15 protein-coding genes are annotated in these 14,131 nt (G+C 63.9%); 3 read left to right on the plus strand and 12 right to left on the minus strand.

Annotated features, from left to right (window positions below):
• Positions 1-13: 13 nt before the first annotated feature.
• The 4 genes from AC3FOF_RS29705 to AC3FOF_RS29720 are packed head-to-tail and all read right to left on the minus strand — an operon-like array spanning position 14 to position 4,161.
• Positions 14-1,192, minus strand: coding sequence for an ABC transporter ATP-binding protein (locus AC3FOF_RS29705; RefSeq protein WP_488728630.1), 1,179 nt, complete (start codon positions 1,190-1,192; stop codon positions 14-16).
• Positions 1,193-1,212: 20 nt separating this feature from the next.
• A complete protein-coding gene (locus AC3FOF_RS29710; RefSeq protein WP_488728631.1) occupies positions 1,213-2,046 on the minus strand; it encodes a carbohydrate ABC transporter permease in 834 nt (277 codons plus the stop codon).
• Positions 2,043-2,972, minus strand: a complete 930-nt coding sequence (locus AC3FOF_RS29715; protein WP_488728632.1) for a carbohydrate ABC transporter permease — start codon at positions 2,970-2,972, stop codon at positions 2,043-2,045. The genes AC3FOF_RS29710 and AC3FOF_RS29715 overlap by 4 nt, the downstream gene beginning before the upstream one ends.
• A gap of 19 nt (positions 2,973-2,991) precedes the next feature.
• On the minus strand, positions 2,992-4,161 hold the full coding sequence (locus AC3FOF_RS29720; RefSeq protein WP_488728633.1) for an ABC transporter substrate-binding protein: 1,170 nt from the start codon (positions 4,159-4,161) through the stop codon (positions 2,992-2,994).
• 401 nt (positions 4,162-4,562) lie between these two features.
• Here AC3FOF_RS29720 and AC3FOF_RS29725 point away from each other — a divergent pair, with 401 nt between their 5' ends.
• The gene (locus AC3FOF_RS29725) at positions 4,563-5,354 is read left to right on the plus strand and encodes a GntR family transcriptional regulator (protein WP_488728634.1); all 792 of its coding nucleotides are present in this window, start codon (positions 4,563-4,565) and stop codon (positions 5,352-5,354) included.
• A 434-nt stretch (positions 5,355-5,788) separates the two neighbouring features.
• Here the strand turns inward: AC3FOF_RS29725 and AC3FOF_RS29730 are convergent, their stop codons facing one another.
• From AC3FOF_RS29730 to AC3FOF_RS29750, 5 genes are all read right to left on the minus strand, one after another.
• Positions 5,789-6,835 carry an alpha/beta hydrolase gene (locus tag AC3FOF_RS29730; protein WP_488728668.1) on the minus strand — a complete coding sequence of 349 codons (1,047 nt, stop codon included), beginning with the start codon at positions 6,833-6,835 and terminating at the stop codon, positions 5,789-5,791.
• 83 nt (positions 6,836-6,918) lie between these two features.
• A complete protein-coding gene (locus tag AC3FOF_RS29735) occupies positions 6,919-7,137 on the minus strand; it encodes a hypothetical protein (protein WP_488728635.1) in 219 nt (72 codons plus the stop codon).
• Positions 7,134-7,910, minus strand: a complete 777-nt coding sequence (locus tag AC3FOF_RS29740; protein ID WP_488728636.1) for a carboxymuconolactone decarboxylase family protein — start codon at positions 7,908-7,910, stop codon at positions 7,134-7,136. Before AC3FOF_RS29740 ends, AC3FOF_RS29735 begins: the two co-directional genes overlap by 4 nt.
• Positions 7,888-8,355 carry a (R)-mandelonitrile lyase gene (locus tag AC3FOF_RS29745; protein ID WP_488728637.1) on the minus strand — a complete coding sequence of 156 codons (468 nt, stop codon included), beginning with the start codon at positions 8,353-8,355 and terminating at the stop codon, positions 7,888-7,890. Before AC3FOF_RS29745 ends, AC3FOF_RS29740 begins: the two co-directional genes overlap by 23 nt.
• Positions 8,356-8,535: 180 nt before the next feature.
• Positions 8,536-9,471, minus strand: coding sequence for a LysR family transcriptional regulator (locus tag AC3FOF_RS29750; protein ID WP_488728638.1), 936 nt, complete (start codon positions 9,469-9,471; stop codon positions 8,536-8,538).
• Between the two features lie 240 nt (positions 9,472-9,711).
• On the opposite strand from AC3FOF_RS29750, the gene AC3FOF_RS29755 reads away from it, so the two are divergent.
• Both AC3FOF_RS29755 and AC3FOF_RS29760 read left to right on the plus strand, forming a co-directional pair.
• The gene (locus tag AC3FOF_RS29755; RefSeq protein ID WP_488728639.1) at positions 9,712-10,044 is read left to right on the plus strand and encodes an NADPH-dependent FMN reductase family protein; all 333 of its coding nucleotides are present in this window, start codon (positions 9,712-9,714) and stop codon (positions 10,042-10,044) included.
• 74 nt (positions 10,045-10,118) lie between these two features.
• Positions 10,119-10,970: an aldo/keto reductase gene (locus tag AC3FOF_RS29760; RefSeq protein WP_017230148.1), complete on the plus strand. Its 852-nt coding sequence runs from the start codon at positions 10,119-10,121 to the stop codon at positions 10,968-10,970.
• A 337-nt stretch (positions 10,971-11,307) separates the two neighbouring features.
• Here AC3FOF_RS29760 and AC3FOF_RS29765 read toward each other — a convergent pair whose 3' ends face one another.
• The 3 genes from AC3FOF_RS29765 to AC3FOF_RS29775 all read right to left on the minus strand — a co-directional run bounded on the left by AC3FOF_RS29765 (position 11,308) and on the right by AC3FOF_RS29775 (position 14,081).
• The gene (locus AC3FOF_RS29765) at positions 11,308-11,928 is read right to left on the minus strand and encodes an isochorismatase family protein (protein WP_017230149.1); all 621 of its coding nucleotides are present in this window, start codon (positions 11,926-11,928) and stop codon (positions 11,308-11,310) included.
• A 559-nt stretch (positions 11,929-12,487) separates the two neighbouring features.
• A complete protein-coding gene (locus AC3FOF_RS29770) occupies positions 12,488-13,267 on the minus strand; it encodes an alpha/beta fold hydrolase (RefSeq protein WP_276266174.1) in 780 nt (259 codons plus the stop codon).
• Positions 13,268-13,349: 82 nt separating this feature from the next.
• Positions 13,350-14,081, minus strand: coding sequence for an alpha/beta hydrolase (locus AC3FOF_RS29775; RefSeq protein WP_488728640.1), 732 nt, complete (start codon positions 14,079-14,081; stop codon positions 13,350-13,352).
• Positions 14,082-14,131 lie beyond the last annotated feature (50 nt).

The following is a 14,131-nucleotide window of genomic DNA, read 5'->3' on the forward strand; positions in this document are numbered from 1 at the left end:
TGGTCATGGCGGCTCAGGCCACCCGCGAGAGCGCCGGGACGGCGATGCGCTGCCCATCTCGGTCGAACAGGACGGCCTCGCTCAGGTCGAGGGACAGGCGCACCGGCTGGCCCGCGCGCAGGTCGCTGTAGCCTTGCACCACGACCATGACTTCAGCGCTGCCTTCGCCGTCGTCCCGGTGGGCCGTGTTGGCGTGGGCAAGCCTGACGCTCACGATGGACTCGGCCCCGACGTGCTCGACCAGCGCCACCTGCCCCGCCAGCCCGCCGCTGCCGCCAATGCCGAGCGCGTGGGCCCGGATGCCAAGGAGCACCTGGCGCGTGGACGCCTGGCCCGCTGCCGCCAGATGCGGTGGCAATGGCAGGACGGCCTCGCCGACGACGAGACCTCGCTGGGGCTCGATGCCCGCTTCGAGCAGGTTCATAGGCGGCGTGCCGATGAAGCGGGCCACGAAGGTGTTGGCCGGGTCGGCGTAGATCTCGCGGGGCGTGCCGAACTGCTGCACCACGCCGTCGCGCATCAGCGCGATGCGGGTACCCATGGTCATCGCTTCGATCTGATCGTGGGTGACGTAGACGAACGTGCCGCCAACCTCGCGGTGCAGCTTGATGATCTCGGCGCGCATCGAGGTACGCAGCTTGGCATCGAGGTTGGACAGCGGCTCGTCCATCAGAAAGACGTCCGGCTGGCGCACCATTGCGCGACCCAGCGCCACGCGCTGGCGCTGGCCGCCCGACAGCGTGCGCGGGTACTGGTCCAGCATCTGGGTGAGCGCCAGCGTTTTCGCAGTGCGCTCCGCCAGCTCGCGAACGGCCGGTGCCTGCTCGATGCGCCGCTTGGCAATTGCGCCAATCACCGGCAGGTGGAACCACCAGCGGTGCTGCCGCATGATGAGCGGGAAGGTGATGTTGCGACGCACCGTCATATGCGGGTACAGCGCGTAGGACTGGAACACGAATGCCATGTCGCGCGCGCTCGGCGGCAGCGTGTCGACGCGACGCGCGCCGACGTGGATCTCGCCGCTTGTCACCTGCTCCAGGCCGGCCAGCATGCGCAGCAGCGTGGACTTGCCGCAACCGGAGGGGCCGAGCAGGACGAGGAACTCGCGGTCAGCGACGTCGAACGTGATCCGGTTGGCGGCGGTCTTGCCGCCAAAGATCTTGGTCACGCCCTTGAGGGAAATCGATGCCATAGTGGGGTTTCCGAAATAAATCAGCCCTTGACGCTGCCCGCGGTCATGCCGGAGACGACGTAGCGCTGCACGAAGAGGTAGAAGACAACGGCGGGCAAGGTGTACATCAGCCCGATGGCCATCACGGTGTGCATCGGTGTGCTGAGCTCGCCCACGAAGCCGGCCAGGCCAACGGACGCGGTTTGAAGCCCCTGATCGCTGATCAGCGTCTGGGCGAACACATACTCGTTCCAGCCATGGAAGAACGCGATCACGGCGGCGGCAGCCAGGCTCGGCGCCACGAGCGGCAGCACCACGGTCAGCACGATCCCCAGCCGCGAGCATCCGTCAATGCCGGCTGCTTCCTCGATGTCGATCGGCACGCCGTCGATCGCACCCTTCAGGATGAGGGTGATCACCGGCACCGTGAACGCCGTATTGGCCAGGATCAGCCCGGTGAGACTGTTGAGCAGTGATAGTTGGCCAAAGATCGCGTACAGCGGCACGACCAGCATCGCCTCGGGCAGCATCTGCGTGACGAAGAGCGCGACGCCCAGCACCGCCACCGCCCGCATGCGGTAGCGCGACAGCACGTATGCGGGCAGGATCGCAAGACCGATGCTCAGGGCGGCCGTGCCGAAGGCAACGATGGCGCTGTTCTTCAGCCAGGTGGCAACCGCCGTGGCACTGAAGGCGTGACCATAGACCGCCCACTGCGACAAGTCAGGAAGCAGCCTGGGCGACGCCGCGAACAGGCCTGACGACGGCGTCAGCGACGTCACTAGCATCCAGTACAACGGGAAGGCGGCGACGCCAAGCAGTGCCAGCACCAGGACGATGCGCAGAGCGTGGTTCCAGGTAACGGTTCGGCTCATCGTTGCCCCCTTGCCCGCTCGGCACGTTGCGTATAGCGAAAATAGACCACCGTGATGACCAGCGCGATCGACAGCCCCACCATGCCCACTGCGGCACCTTGCCCCAGGTCGCGGTAGACGAACGCACGGCGATACAGCTCGATCACCATGGTGTTGGTCGAACCGATCGGTCCCCCCTGGGTCATCAGCCAGATGAGGTCGAAGCGGCGCAGGGACCAGATCGTCAGAAACAGAGAGAGCAACGCCACCGACGGCTGGATGGTCGGCCATACGACGGCGCGAAAGATGCTGAGCCGGTCCGCCCCATCGATCGTGGCCGCTTCGCGCAGCTCCGACGAGACGCCTTGCAGCGCGGCCAGGATCACGACTGAGGCGAACGGGAAAATCTGCCAGACGGTGGTCAGCAGGACGGCGGGCAGGGCAAGCGCCGGACTGTCGAGCCAGCTCTCCATGCCGACCTGCCATCCGAGCGCACCCAGCAGGTGGTTGAACACCCCGTACTGCCCGTTGTAGATCCAGATGAAGATCAGCGCGACGGCCACCGGCGGCGCGGCCCATGGGATCGTGACCAGTGCACGCGCCAGGCCACGGCCACGGAAGGGTGCATCGAGCAGAAGCGCCGCGCCGAGACCAAGGCCGATCGCGGCAACCACGCATATCACCGTATAGACGGCGGTGATCAGGAAAACCTGCCGAAACTCGTCTTGCGTCACGAGATCGATGTAGTTCTGCAGTCCGACATAGGTATGCTGGTCGGGCGACAGCAATGCGGTCGAGGTGAAGCTCAGGTACAGCTCCTGCACCAGGGGATAGCCCTGGAAGAGAAGCAAATAGATGGCAACCGGAGCCGCGAACCAGTACGGCGTCCAGTCGCGCGCCGTCCTCGGCGGCGCCACGGCGGCCGCCTGCGATGTAGAGGCATGCATGGGCAAATCTCCTGGACGCTTACTTACGCAGCACGCGCGACATCGCCAGGCGCTGCGCATCGTCCATCGCCTTCTTCGGATCCGTGCCACCCTGCAGGACCTTGAGCACCTGCTCCAGGACGATCTGCTGGATCTCCGGCGTCTTGACCTCCAGACCCGCTACGACGTGCGGCACGCCGTACTGGGACTGGTCGTCGTACACCGTCAACCATGGCTTCTTCGCCAGATCCTGCGGGCTGCGCTCGACCACGGTCGCCACATTGCTGGCCCCGAGGAGTTCCTGGAGCTCTTTCTGGTTCTCCGGCCGGAGGGTCCATTTGACGAATGCCTCGGCGGCGCTCTTGTTCCTGGTATTGGCGTTGATCGTGAGCGCCGTCAAGACCATGCCCTGCGCACGCGTCGGAAAGGGCGCGGGCACGGCCGCGAACGGCAATTCCGGCGCTTGCTGATTGAAGATGCCGGCGACGCCGCCGTTGTCGACCTCCATCGCCACCTTCCGCTCCCAGAACATGCGGCGATAGGTGGCGGCGTCTGCCCCCTTGGGGATCACGCTTGCGTCATAGACCTTCTTGTAAGCGGCCACGCCTTCGATGACCTTCGGATCGTTCAAGCTCAGCTTGCCCTGCGCGTCGCTCCAGCGGCCGCCGAAGCCGTAGACGAAACTGCACAAGTCTTGCCAGAAGCCTGTGCCTTCGGCCATGGTGGCGCGATAGGCAAAACCATAGACGCCGTTACCGGTGGCCGCCTTGGCGCTGGCGAGAAACTCATCGAAGTTCGCTGGCGGCTTGCCACCCTTTAGCAGCGCCGGGTTGTACAGCAGCACGTAGTTGCTGATCTCGAAAGGCACGCCGTAGCGCTTGCCGCTGATGGCCATGTACTTGTCGGCCGCCGAGAACTTGTAGTCCCCGCCCTTCAGCAGGTCGTCCAGAGGCAAGACGCGCTTGCTCTGCACTGCCGCGTAGTAGTCGATCACGTCCATGCGCACGAGATCCGGCCCCGCCCCACCACCCATCTGCGTGAAGACCGTCTTGGCAAAGGTCCCAAAAGGAATGGCGATCGGCTGCACTTCGACCGCGCCCTGACTCTTGTTGAACTTTTCCACCCAGGCCTTGAGCCGGTCGCCCCGGCCAGCCTCGCTGAACGTGACGGCAGCAAACGTCAGAGTCGCCCTGGATTGGGCCAGAACCACATTTGAATGGCCGACACTGAATGCAGCGACAACTGACACTGCGGCTAAGAAAAAAGAGCGACGGCGTGACGGCTTACTGCGGCTTTGCATGGTTGTCTCCTTGTCGGGAAGCAGCGCGCTTCCAGGCGCGCTTGCGATTCAGAAGCCTTACGCTCGTCCTGGCGCTCCGGCCACTGCAGCACGCCATGAGAGGCATGCATGACGCGTAGTATGTCGTGATATTTCACCAAATTCCTCAGGTGTTTACCCGTACTCAACCAAACAGATCCCTTGAGAGCGAGGCCTTACCCCAGGATGCTGGATCTCGGAGCAGCCAGCACGCTTGTCATCCTTTTCCTACCAGCTCGAAGGGAATTGATCCTAAAATATCAGTGCATACAACCCTGACCTTGGAATCCACCGTGCCCCGCACTGCACAAAAACGTCCCAAATTGATTCAAGTTGTCGCAGCGAAGTCGGAGGAGCCCGCCCAGATAGACGACTCGGCGCGTGGACGCAATCCGCGGAATCTCTCCGAGCGTGCGTATGAAGCGATCGAAGATCGCCTGGTGACTTGCGAATTGCAGCCCGGCCGCTACCTATCGATGCAGGAGCTTCAAGATGCGGTCCAGCTGGGACGCACGCCTGTCCACCTGGCGGTGATCCGCTTAGCCGAAGACACCCTCCTTCGCATCCATCCTCGCCGTGGGCTACAGGTCTCACCGATCGACCTTGCCCGTGAGCGCGTGCTGCTGCGCCTACGGCGCGACATGGAGCGATTCGTCATCAGGCTGGCTGCAGAGAAGTCGAGCTCCTCTCATCGTAACCAGATGCTCCATCTGAAACGCCATTTGCGCGAGGGCCAGGCAACGATGACGATCGATCAGTTCAACTTGATTGACCGGAGGCTCGATCGACTCTTCCTGGCGGCAGCGGGTGAACCATTCGTCGAAAAGGCGCTGCAACCCTTGCACACCATCTTTCGCCGCATCGGCTGGCTGTATCACACAAAGGTCGATCCGAAGGTGGGATTGTCAAAGACCATCCAAGTCCACCTTGCGTTGCTGGATGCGGTGGCGAACTGTCACGTCGAGGAGGCGATCAAGGCGTCCGACGAGCTGATCGATTTTGTCGACGGGATGTTCGATTTGCTCGAACGCGAGATTGATCCAGAGCTGCTCGATTGCAGTTTGCATCACTACGACAACCTCTGACTGCCGGGTGGAGCCAGCTCGGTGAGCTATGCCCGGCCGCGAGGGCGCGGTCTGCTGCAGAGAACTGCATCTGTTTTTGGCGGACAGAAATGGTGTGCGGCGCGTATGTGCCGCGATGGGTCGAGCTGAAGAACCGCAACGGGGAATCCTTCGGCTGGGCAATCGCCTTCATTGTCGACGGGCGACAGCATCTGGTGGACTTGGAAGCTTTGCCGAATACCTTTTCCGAACTTATGACAGCTTGCAAGCCAGCGGCATTCGCGATTCCAGGATGGAACGCCTGGCTTCACTGGTGAGGTTGCCGCACGCCGACGAGCAACGATTGGCGTTGCTTAAGCGGCAACTGAGTTGGTGCGTCGCGGGTTCTCGAAGCTGGGCAGGAGCACACTCAGTCGGCGACGGCTGAGTGGCATGGTGCTATTGACGCTCGTGTATCACAGCGTCTTCATATAGAACGCCGTCAGCTTGCCCAGCGCGGCATCCACGTACTTGGGAACCCAGTAGGTCTCGATGTGCGTGGCGCCGTCGATCTTGAACAGTTCCTTGTCCTGCGTGCCGGTGGCCTTGGCGAAAGCATCTTCGGTCATGTACAGGCTGTCGGCCTTGCTGCCCGCGATCATCAGCAACGGCTGGCTGATCAGGGCGATCTGGTCGGTGGCATCCCAGCGCATCAGGTCGAGCAAGCTGCTCACCGTGTAGGCGCCGCCGGAGCCGGGGTAGGCGCCGGAGTTGGGATGGCCATGGGTGCGTTCGTAGTAGGCGGTTCCCTCGCGGTACATCTCGAACGGCATCGCGGCGATTTGCGCATCTGTCGCTGCGGCGCCGCCTCCGATATAGAGGACTTTACCGCCTGCCGCTTCCTGCGCGCGGGCCGCCGACGCCTGCTGCAGGCGCTGCTGGATGGTGGCCAGTTGCGAGTCCGCGAAGCCATTGCGGCGAACGCGTCCCGAGTTGAACATGCTCAGCGTCGCAACCGATCTGAAACGCTTATCGGTTTTCGCTGCCGCCAGCGAGTATCCGCCGCCCCCGCAGACGCCCAGCAGGCCCAGGCGCTCGGCATCGACACCCGCGTAGCGGGTGATGAAGTCCGCCGCGCCGTGGATGTCCTCGGTGCGGTAAGCGGGCTTGTCCGTGTTGCGCGGTTCGCCGCCGCTTCCGCCCTGGTACGCCGCGTCCATCGCGATCGTGATGTAGCCCTGTTCGGCCAGGCGCTGGGCGTACAGGCCCGCGACCTGTTCCTTCACTCCGCCGTTCGGATGCGCTACGACGATGGCGGGATAGGTCTTTTTCGGGTCGTAGTTCGCGGGGGTGTAGACGTTAGCGGCAATGTCCAGGCCGCCCAGCTTGTACTTGACCGGGTGGATATGGACCTTGCCCGGCTCGTTTTTGGTGATGGCGCCTTGGTAGGTCAAGGTGAACGGGTTCTTCCGGTAGTCGTCCGCCAGGGCCTCGCCACCAGCGGCGCCAACGATGGCGGCCATGAGGGTGGCTTTCAGTACGGTGCGCTTCATGTAAATACTCCTTGGGGTGAATTGCGTCAGTCCAGCTCGGCCGAGATGAAGGCCTAGGCATGGTCGCCTCGGTAGGTCTGTCCGTCCGGTGCCATGGGCTTGCGCGCATCGAACGTGCCCGGCGCGGTGGTCATGGCGCCGCCGGCGGCGAAACCGACCTGCTCCTGAATCATGGGGGGGCCGTTTGCATGGCCAGGGCCACCGGGGCTGGTGGCGCAGGCGGAAAGTAGAGCAGTCATGACGAGAGCCGGCAGCGTTCCTGCGGGGGTCATGGCCGGCCTCCGGAGGCAGCAGCCAGCGCCTGCGCCAGCGCATCGCCGGCACGCCTGGCAGCACCTGCATCGCCGCGTTCGGCCAATACCCGGGTCAACTGGCTCAGTTGCGCGGCCGTGAGGCCCACGCGCAGGCTGGCGCGCATGTGCGAGCGCAATTGCGCCTCCACGCCCGGCACCGCAGCCAGCGCCCCGACCGTGGCCAGCTCGCGGCTTTGCCAGTCGAGATTGTCACGCTCGAAGATGTCGCCGAACAGATGCGCCTGCAGGAACTGGTTGATGACCGGGGCGAAGTCCGTCACGGCGTTCTTGACCGGCGCACCGGAAATAGTCGTCTGGTTGGCCTTGCCCACTGCGAGCAACTCGTCGCCGGTGGGAATGGTGCGGCTGGGCTCGCGCCCCGGCGCGTCCTGGATGCCGCGCTGCTTGCGCGCCGCCACCACTTTCAAAAGCTCGCCCAGCGCGTTGAGGCTTTTCGGGAAGCCAACGTAGGCATAGAGCTGCACCAGTGCTTCGCGCGCCTCGCTGACCGTGAGGCCCGCGTCCAGCCCCTGGTTCAGGGCGGCGCCCAGCCTGGGCATGTCGCTGGCGGCCATGAAGGAGGCGATCAGCGGAATGGCCTGCTGCTTGGCCGAAAGCGTTTCCGAAGGGGCCTGGGCGTGCGCCATGGGTGGCGGCTCCGCGATGCTCTGTGAGGCGCAGCCGGTCACGGCCACGCCAAGAGCCAGGGCGATCGCGGTGGCACCGCGCTTAGCGTGCGTTGTATTGCTCATCGCTCACCAGTTCCTTCCAGTCCGCGCTCTTGCCGCCCTGCACGTAGGCGATGGCCAGGTGGCGCATGCCGTTGGTTTGCGCCGCGCCGTGCCAGTGCTTGACGCCGGCCTCGATCCAGACCACGTCGCCCGTCTTGATCTCGCGCCTGGGTTGGCCGTCTTCCTGCACCCAGCCCTTGCCGTCGGTGACGATGAGCAACTGGCCGACCGGGTGGCTGTGCCATGCGGTGCGCGCGCCGGGCGCGAAATCGACCATGCCCACGCTGCCGTGCTTGCCGCTGTCGCCCGCCGACTTGATGTCCACCGCCACGTGGCCGTTGAAGTTCTGCGCCGCGCCCAAGGTGGTGGGGAGGGTGCCCGCGGGGGTAATCTGGATGCCCTGGGCCTGCACGGCAGTGGCGCTCATTAGCAGGGATGTGCCTGCGGCGACAAGGTTCTTTCTCATGGGATTCCTTCCTGTGATCTGTACAGACCCAATTGCCGCATGAACATGCGGATGGCCTGCGCCCAATCTGGGTCAGTGAAGGAAATCGTAGAGGGCTGGACTGTTTTGATTAAGTCCCGAATCCCGCATGCGGTTTTGAGTTGAATTCAGCAATGCGAGCAACCGGTGCCTGGATGCGGACTACGAAGCCGAGCGGCGCTTCGTTTTCGCCGTCTTGCGCGGAGGCTCGCGATGCCGCAATGCCTCGACGATGACGGCCAGGGCCCCCGACGATTGCCGGCGGCTCGGATAGTACAGGTGGTAGCCGGTATAGGGCTGGCACCAATCGTCCAGCACACGGACCAGCCGCCCCTCGGCGATGTGCTCGGCCACCGCATCATCGGGCAGGAATGCCAGGCCTTGCCCTGCCAGCGCTGCGCGCACGATGGGCGAGATGCTGTTGTAGATCCACTGCCCGGTCACGCGCACCTTGAGTTCGCGCTTGCCCTTGCGGAAGTCCCAGGCCATGAGCCCGCCGTGGGTGGGTAGCCGCAGGTTGATGCAGTTGTGCTCGGCCAGGTCGTGGGGCTTCTTTGGCTTCGTTTTGCCTGCGAAGTAGGCAGGTGAGCCCACTACTGCGATGCGCATGTCGGGGCTGATGCGCACCGCGATCATGTCCTTGGCGATCTCGTCGCCCAGGCGCACGCCCGCGTCGTAGCGTTCGGAGACGATGTCCGTGCGATTGTAGTCCACCGTCACCTCCACGGTGATATCGGGATAGTCCGGCAGAACCTGGGATAGCTTGGGCCATATCAGGTAAGTGGCAGGAAACTCCGCCGCCGTGATGCGGACCAGCCCCGATGGTTTCTTGCGCAACTCGCTTACTGCCGCCAGCTCGGCATCGATGTCTTCGAAGTGCGGTGCAACACTGGCCAGAAGCCGCTCGCCTGCTTCTGTCACGGATACGCTGCGCGTGGTCCGTGCCAGGAGGCGGACGTCCAAGCGTGCTTCGAGCGCGCGAATGGCATGGCTGAGCGCGGATGGAGACACGCCCATTTGCGCAGCCGCTCGCGTGAAGCTGCCTTGCTGTGCCACCTGGATGAACGCAAGCAGGTCGTTGTAGCTATCGCGCGGCATTACTGAATCCAATTCACAAGTTCTTGCTGAATTTAGCATCTAATCAGATGCCTGGATAGTGACTACACTCATAGCTGCCCATAGCAGACCGTGCTTATGAGCTGCTCGCGAGCGACTGGCATTGGAAGAAGTCGCCAACATGAACCAAGCGACTCTTCGCTCTGTTTCCAGCACTGATCGCCCGGACATTCGCTGGCGCCAAGTCTGGCAACTCCTCTGTTGGGTCGAGGTATGACATCCATGCAGCAACCCAAACCAGAACGCAGCGAAGCGCACACGATTGATCACGACTCGACTCGACGTGCAGCGAAGACGGCACTCGCCGCACTTCCTGTCAGCGGCGACATGCGACGCCAGTGCGCCAAGACGCTCCTCGCATATTTCCCCCGATCGGGGAATACGCGCGTCGTTGCCGGACTGATCCGCCGCGCACGGCGCACCGATCTGTTCGAGATCGTGCCGGCGGCGGCTTACCCCGAAGACTACCTGGAGACAGTGGAGCAGGCGCGCGAGGAGCGCGAAACCGGGTATGCACCCGCCCTGCAATCCAGGGTAGCCGACATAGCCGATTAGGTGACGAACTGGCTCAATGGCATCACCGCCAGATGAGGCGCCCCCCCTCCCCTTGCCTTGAATAGGAACACACCATGCAACAAGTCACACTGAACAACGGCGTCGTGATGCCGATCCTCGGCTACGGCGTTTTTCAGATCCCCGATCCCCAGGAGTGCGAGCGCTGCGTTGCCGAAGCCATCGGCAACGGCTACCGGCTGATCGACACCGCGGCTTCTTACCTCAACGAGGAAGCGGTTGGCAGGGGCATCAAGAATGCCAGCGTGCCGCGCACCGATCTCTTCGTGACCACGAAGTTGTGGGTGCAAGACACCGGGTACGAACGGACTCAGCAAGCTATCGACAAATCACTGCGCCGTTTGCAACTGGACTATCTCGACCTCTATCTCATCCACCAGCCTTTCGGCGACGTGCATGGGTCGTGGCGAGCGATGGGGGACGCCCTGAAGGCGGGCAAGGTGCGGGCCATCGGCGTCAGCAACTTCCACCCCGACAGGCTGATGGACATCATCGGCTTCAATGACGTCGTTCCGGCTGTGAACCAGGTGGAGGTCAACCCCTTCCACCAGCAGGAGGAAAGCGTGGCCTTCATGCGCGAGAACGGCGTGCAGGCCGAGGCCTGGGCTCCCTTTGCCGAGGGCCGCAACAACCTGTTCCAGAACGAAGTGCTGGCGGACATCGGCCACAAGCACGGCCGATCGGTCGGCCAGGTCGTACTGCGCTGGGTGGTGCAGCGGGGCATCGTGGCGCTCGCCAAGTCGGTGCGCAAGGAACGGATGGAGGAGAACCTGAAGGTTTTCGACTTTGCCCTAGACGACTCCGACATGGCACGCATCGCACAGCTTGAAACTGGCAAAAGCAGCTTCTTCTCACACCGTGACCCGGCCATGGTCAAGTGGATGAGTGAGCGTCAGCTCGACATTTGATCGGTGTACGTCAAAGGATAGAAAGAACGCTTCACGAGCCACTCGCGGTCTGATCCTGCCTGGGGCGTCGAAAGACGTCCCTTTGCTTTGCTACGCCAGGCAGAGAATGTTCGTACCTCCGGCGCTGCACGCGTGCCCTCCAAGGGAAAGCGCAGCGGGCTACCCCGTCGCGCCATCGTGCGTTGCACCGGTGTCGGGATCATGCAATTGCCGGTGGCCACCAGGTACCAGCCCGGTTTGCTCTTCCATGCCGGCACGGTGATGGTGCCACCCGCAGTTTCTCCAATGGGTCAGGTGGTGGAAAGAAAGGGCCGCATGCGTCGCATGGCGCGCCGGCTCAGCCACGCGAGAAGTACTGCTTCAGGCCGTACACGAGGCCGGCGAAGGGAATGCCGAGCGCGGCGTAGACGGCCTCGGCTTCCGGCGCGGCGTTGTCGGCCAGGATCTCGACGGCGACGTTCGAGTAGCCGACAGGAATCACGCCGGCCTGCAGCATGCGCGCCACGCCCATCTCGACCTGGGTCTTGCTGAAGCCGCCGGAGGCGTCGATCACCGCATAGCTGGTGTAGCCGCCGGCCAGGGCCGAGATCGCCGGGAAGGCCAGGCAGACGTCGGTCGAGATGCCGGTGACGATCAGGTGCTTGCGGCCGGTCGCCTCGACCGCATCGACGACGCGGCGCTCGTCCCAGGCGTTGACGGTGGTGCGCTCGATGCGCTCCGTGCCCGGCAGCGCAGCGGCGAGTTCGGGGATCAGCGGCCCCCACATGCCCTCGGTGGTCGTGGTGACGATCACCGGCAGCTTCAGCGCCAGCGCCGCCTTGGCCAAGCCGACGACGTTGTGTTGCAGCGCCAGGGTATCGATGTCGCGCACGCCGGTGTAGAGGCCGACCTGGTGGTCGACCAGCAGCAGGACGGCGTTGTCGCGGGTCAGGCGCTCGTGGGATTGGGGGGTGTTCATGACATGCTCCGCGGTGTGTTGACGTATATGAAGCTTAGAACTGCGACAATCTTGGAACAACTGGGAAAAATGGGATCGATCGTCCACCATCCAGCTTCTCCTCCAGCCGGCCGCATTCTCGGCGTCGCGCTAGCGGCTTTCGGCGGCTTCCTCTTGGGGCGTGCGGGCGATGCCGCGCCGGCCGAGTGAATAGGAAAACCATTCACGTAACGGAGAATGGTTCTCAGTTGCCGGCACCACTTGGGTTGTGTGACGGCCGAGACGGCTTGGCACGCTGCTTACAACGCCTCATCCGGGCTCGGTGAGCACAAACGGACATGGGATCCACCATGACCCTGACGAGCTGCGCGACAAATTGCTCCAGGCACAGGCCCGCATTCAAGAGGCCCTTCGCACCATCGATGGCATCGCGTGGCCGACGAGCGCCCGAGTCGACGAGTCTAGCGAAATGATCGCTGTCGGTCGACCGCAGGATTGCCTGGAGCGAGACGCAGGCAGTCCGCGGAAAAACGCCCTTCCAGGCTGAGCCCGGAGGGCGTCATGCGCTTCGCGGCGCCGCCTAGTTTGTCGACACCGCAGCCTTCTCGATGAGGGCCGCGACCGCAGCCGGCTTCGACTCGTACACCGCATGGCTGCCCGCGGATTCGACCACGATCGCACCGGCGCGCTTGGACATGGCACGCTGGGCGTCCGGCGGAATCATCTTGTCGTCCTTGGTGACGAGGTACCAGCTCGGCTTCGAACGCCACGCCGGCGTGCTGACTTCACCCGCCAGGGCGTCCACACCCCATGGTACCTGGGCGTTTGCCAGGAAGCCGGCACGTTCAGGCTTCACGTCGCCAGCGAAAGCCGCGGCGAACTTTGCCTTGTCCAGCATCAGGAAGCCGTTGACCGGCGGCAGGATGGGGGGAACCGGGGCGCCGGGCGCAGGATTGGCGATCAGCTTCTGGACGGATTCGCCCTTGTCCGGAGCGAACGCCGCGATATAGACCAGGCGCGAGACCTTGGGGTCGTTCCCGGCCTCCGAGATGACTACGCCGCCGTACGAATGGCCCACCAGAACCACCGGGCCGTCTTGCGCATCCAGCACCGCCTTGGTGGCGGCTACGTCGGCCGCGAGCGAGGTCGTGGGATTCTGGACGATGCTGACATTGAAGCCCTTGGCTTTCAGGAGCTTGTACACCGGCTCCCAGCCGCCGCCATCGACGAAGCCGCCGTGGACCAGCACCACGTTCTTGATGCGCTCGGCGGCGACAACGGCGTTCGGTGCCATGACGCCGATGGCCAGCGAAGCAAAGCCCAGCATGGCGCGCCAGGAAATGAAAGTAGTGGGTTGCATCTGATACCTCATCTATGAAGTGCAACGGAAGGGAGTACGCCCAGGGTATGGCAGCTGCCAGCGGTCAAGTGCACGGTGGAACTCAGTTCGCGCAAGCTGTGACCGCTTCGGCGGCCGCCTCGATCAGTTCGGCCACGCCACCGGGCTGAGACACGTAGATCGCATGGCTTCCCTCGAGCTCCACGGTGGTGGAACCCGCGCGCTTTGACATGGCGCGCTGCGCATCGGGTGGGATCATCCGGTCATCTTTGGCGACCAGATACCAGCTCGGCTTCGTCTTCCAGGCGGGGGCGGTGACCACGCCATTCAGCGCATCCAGGCCCCACGGGTTCTGGGCGTCGGCCATGAAGGCTGCTTTGGCAGGGTCGAGATCCGCTGCGAAAGCCTCGGCGAATTTCGCCTTGTCCAGCAGGAGCGTCCCGTTGGGCTGGGGCACGATCGGCGGAACCGGTGCGCCCGGCGCGGGGTTGGCGATGAGCGTCGCGACGGACTCGCCGCTGTCCGGCGCAAACGCCGTGACATAGACTAGGCCCACCACCTTAGGATGACTGCCTGCCTCGGTGATGACTGCGCCGCCATAGGAATGGCCGACCAGAATGACCGGCCTCCCCTGCGCGTCGATGGCGGCATGGGTTGCCGCCACGTCATCGGCAAGCGACTGGGTCGCGTTCTGAACCACATGGACGTCGTAGGCGTCCCTCTTCAGGATCTTGTACACGCCTTCCCAGCCGGAGCCATCCACGAAGCCGCCGTGCACGAGCACGATGGCCGCCTGGCTCTCGACTGACGGCGTAGGCGATGATAATGTTGTCATCTCAGCTGCCCTCCTTCCTGTACGGTGACCGGTTTTGTGCGGCTGCAGCA

The sequence above is a fragment of the Cupriavidus sp. 96C5-1 genome (assembly GCF_057798855.1).

Coding starts and splice junctions, on each gene's coding strand:
- AC3FOF_RS29715 (WP_488728632.1), bottom strand. CDS start 2,972: ATGCATGCCTCTACATCGCAGGCGGCCGCCGTGGCGCCGCCGAGGACG.
- AC3FOF_RS29735 (WP_488728635.1), bottom strand. CDS start 7,137: ATGACCCCCGCAGGAACGCTGCCGGCTCTCGTCATGACTGCTCTACTT.
- AC3FOF_RS29765 (WP_017230149.1), bottom strand. CDS start 11,928: ATGAACACCCCCCAATCCCACGAGCGCCTGACCCGCGACAACGCCGTC.
- AC3FOF_RS29705 (WP_488728630.1), bottom strand. CDS start 1,192: ATGGCATCGATTTCCCTCAAGGGCGTGACCAAGATCTTTGGCGGCAAG.
- AC3FOF_RS29750 (WP_488728638.1), bottom strand. CDS start 9,471: ATGCCGCGCGATAGCTACAACGACCTGCTTGCGTTCATCCAGGTGGCA.
- AC3FOF_RS29710 (WP_488728631.1), bottom strand. CDS start 2,046: ATGAGCCGAACCGTTACCTGGAACCACGCTCTGCGCATCGTCCTGGTG.
- AC3FOF_RS29760 (WP_017230148.1), top strand. CDS start 10,119: ATGCAACAAGTCACACTGAACAACGGCGTCGTGATGCCGATCCTCGGC.
- AC3FOF_RS29740 (WP_488728636.1), bottom strand. CDS start 7,910: ATGAGCAATACAACGCACGCTAAGCGCGGTGCCACCGCGATCGCCCTG.
- AC3FOF_RS29730 (WP_488728668.1), bottom strand. CDS start 6,835: ATGGCCGCCATCGTTGGCGCCGCTGGTGGCGAGGCCCTGGCGGACGAC.
- AC3FOF_RS29755 (WP_488728639.1), top strand. CDS start 9,712: ATGCAGCAACCCAAACCAGAACGCAGCGAAGCGCACACGATTGATCAC.
- AC3FOF_RS29775 (WP_488728640.1), bottom strand. CDS start 14,081: ATGACAACATTATCATCGCCTACGCCGTCAGTCGAGAGCCAGGCGGCC.
- AC3FOF_RS29745 (WP_488728637.1), bottom strand. CDS start 8,355: ATGAGAAAGAACCTTGTCGCCGCAGGCACATCCCTGCTAATGAGCGCC.
- AC3FOF_RS29770 (WP_276266174.1), bottom strand. CDS start 13,267: ATGCAACCCACTACTTTCATTTCCTGGCGCGCCATGCTGGGCTTTGCT.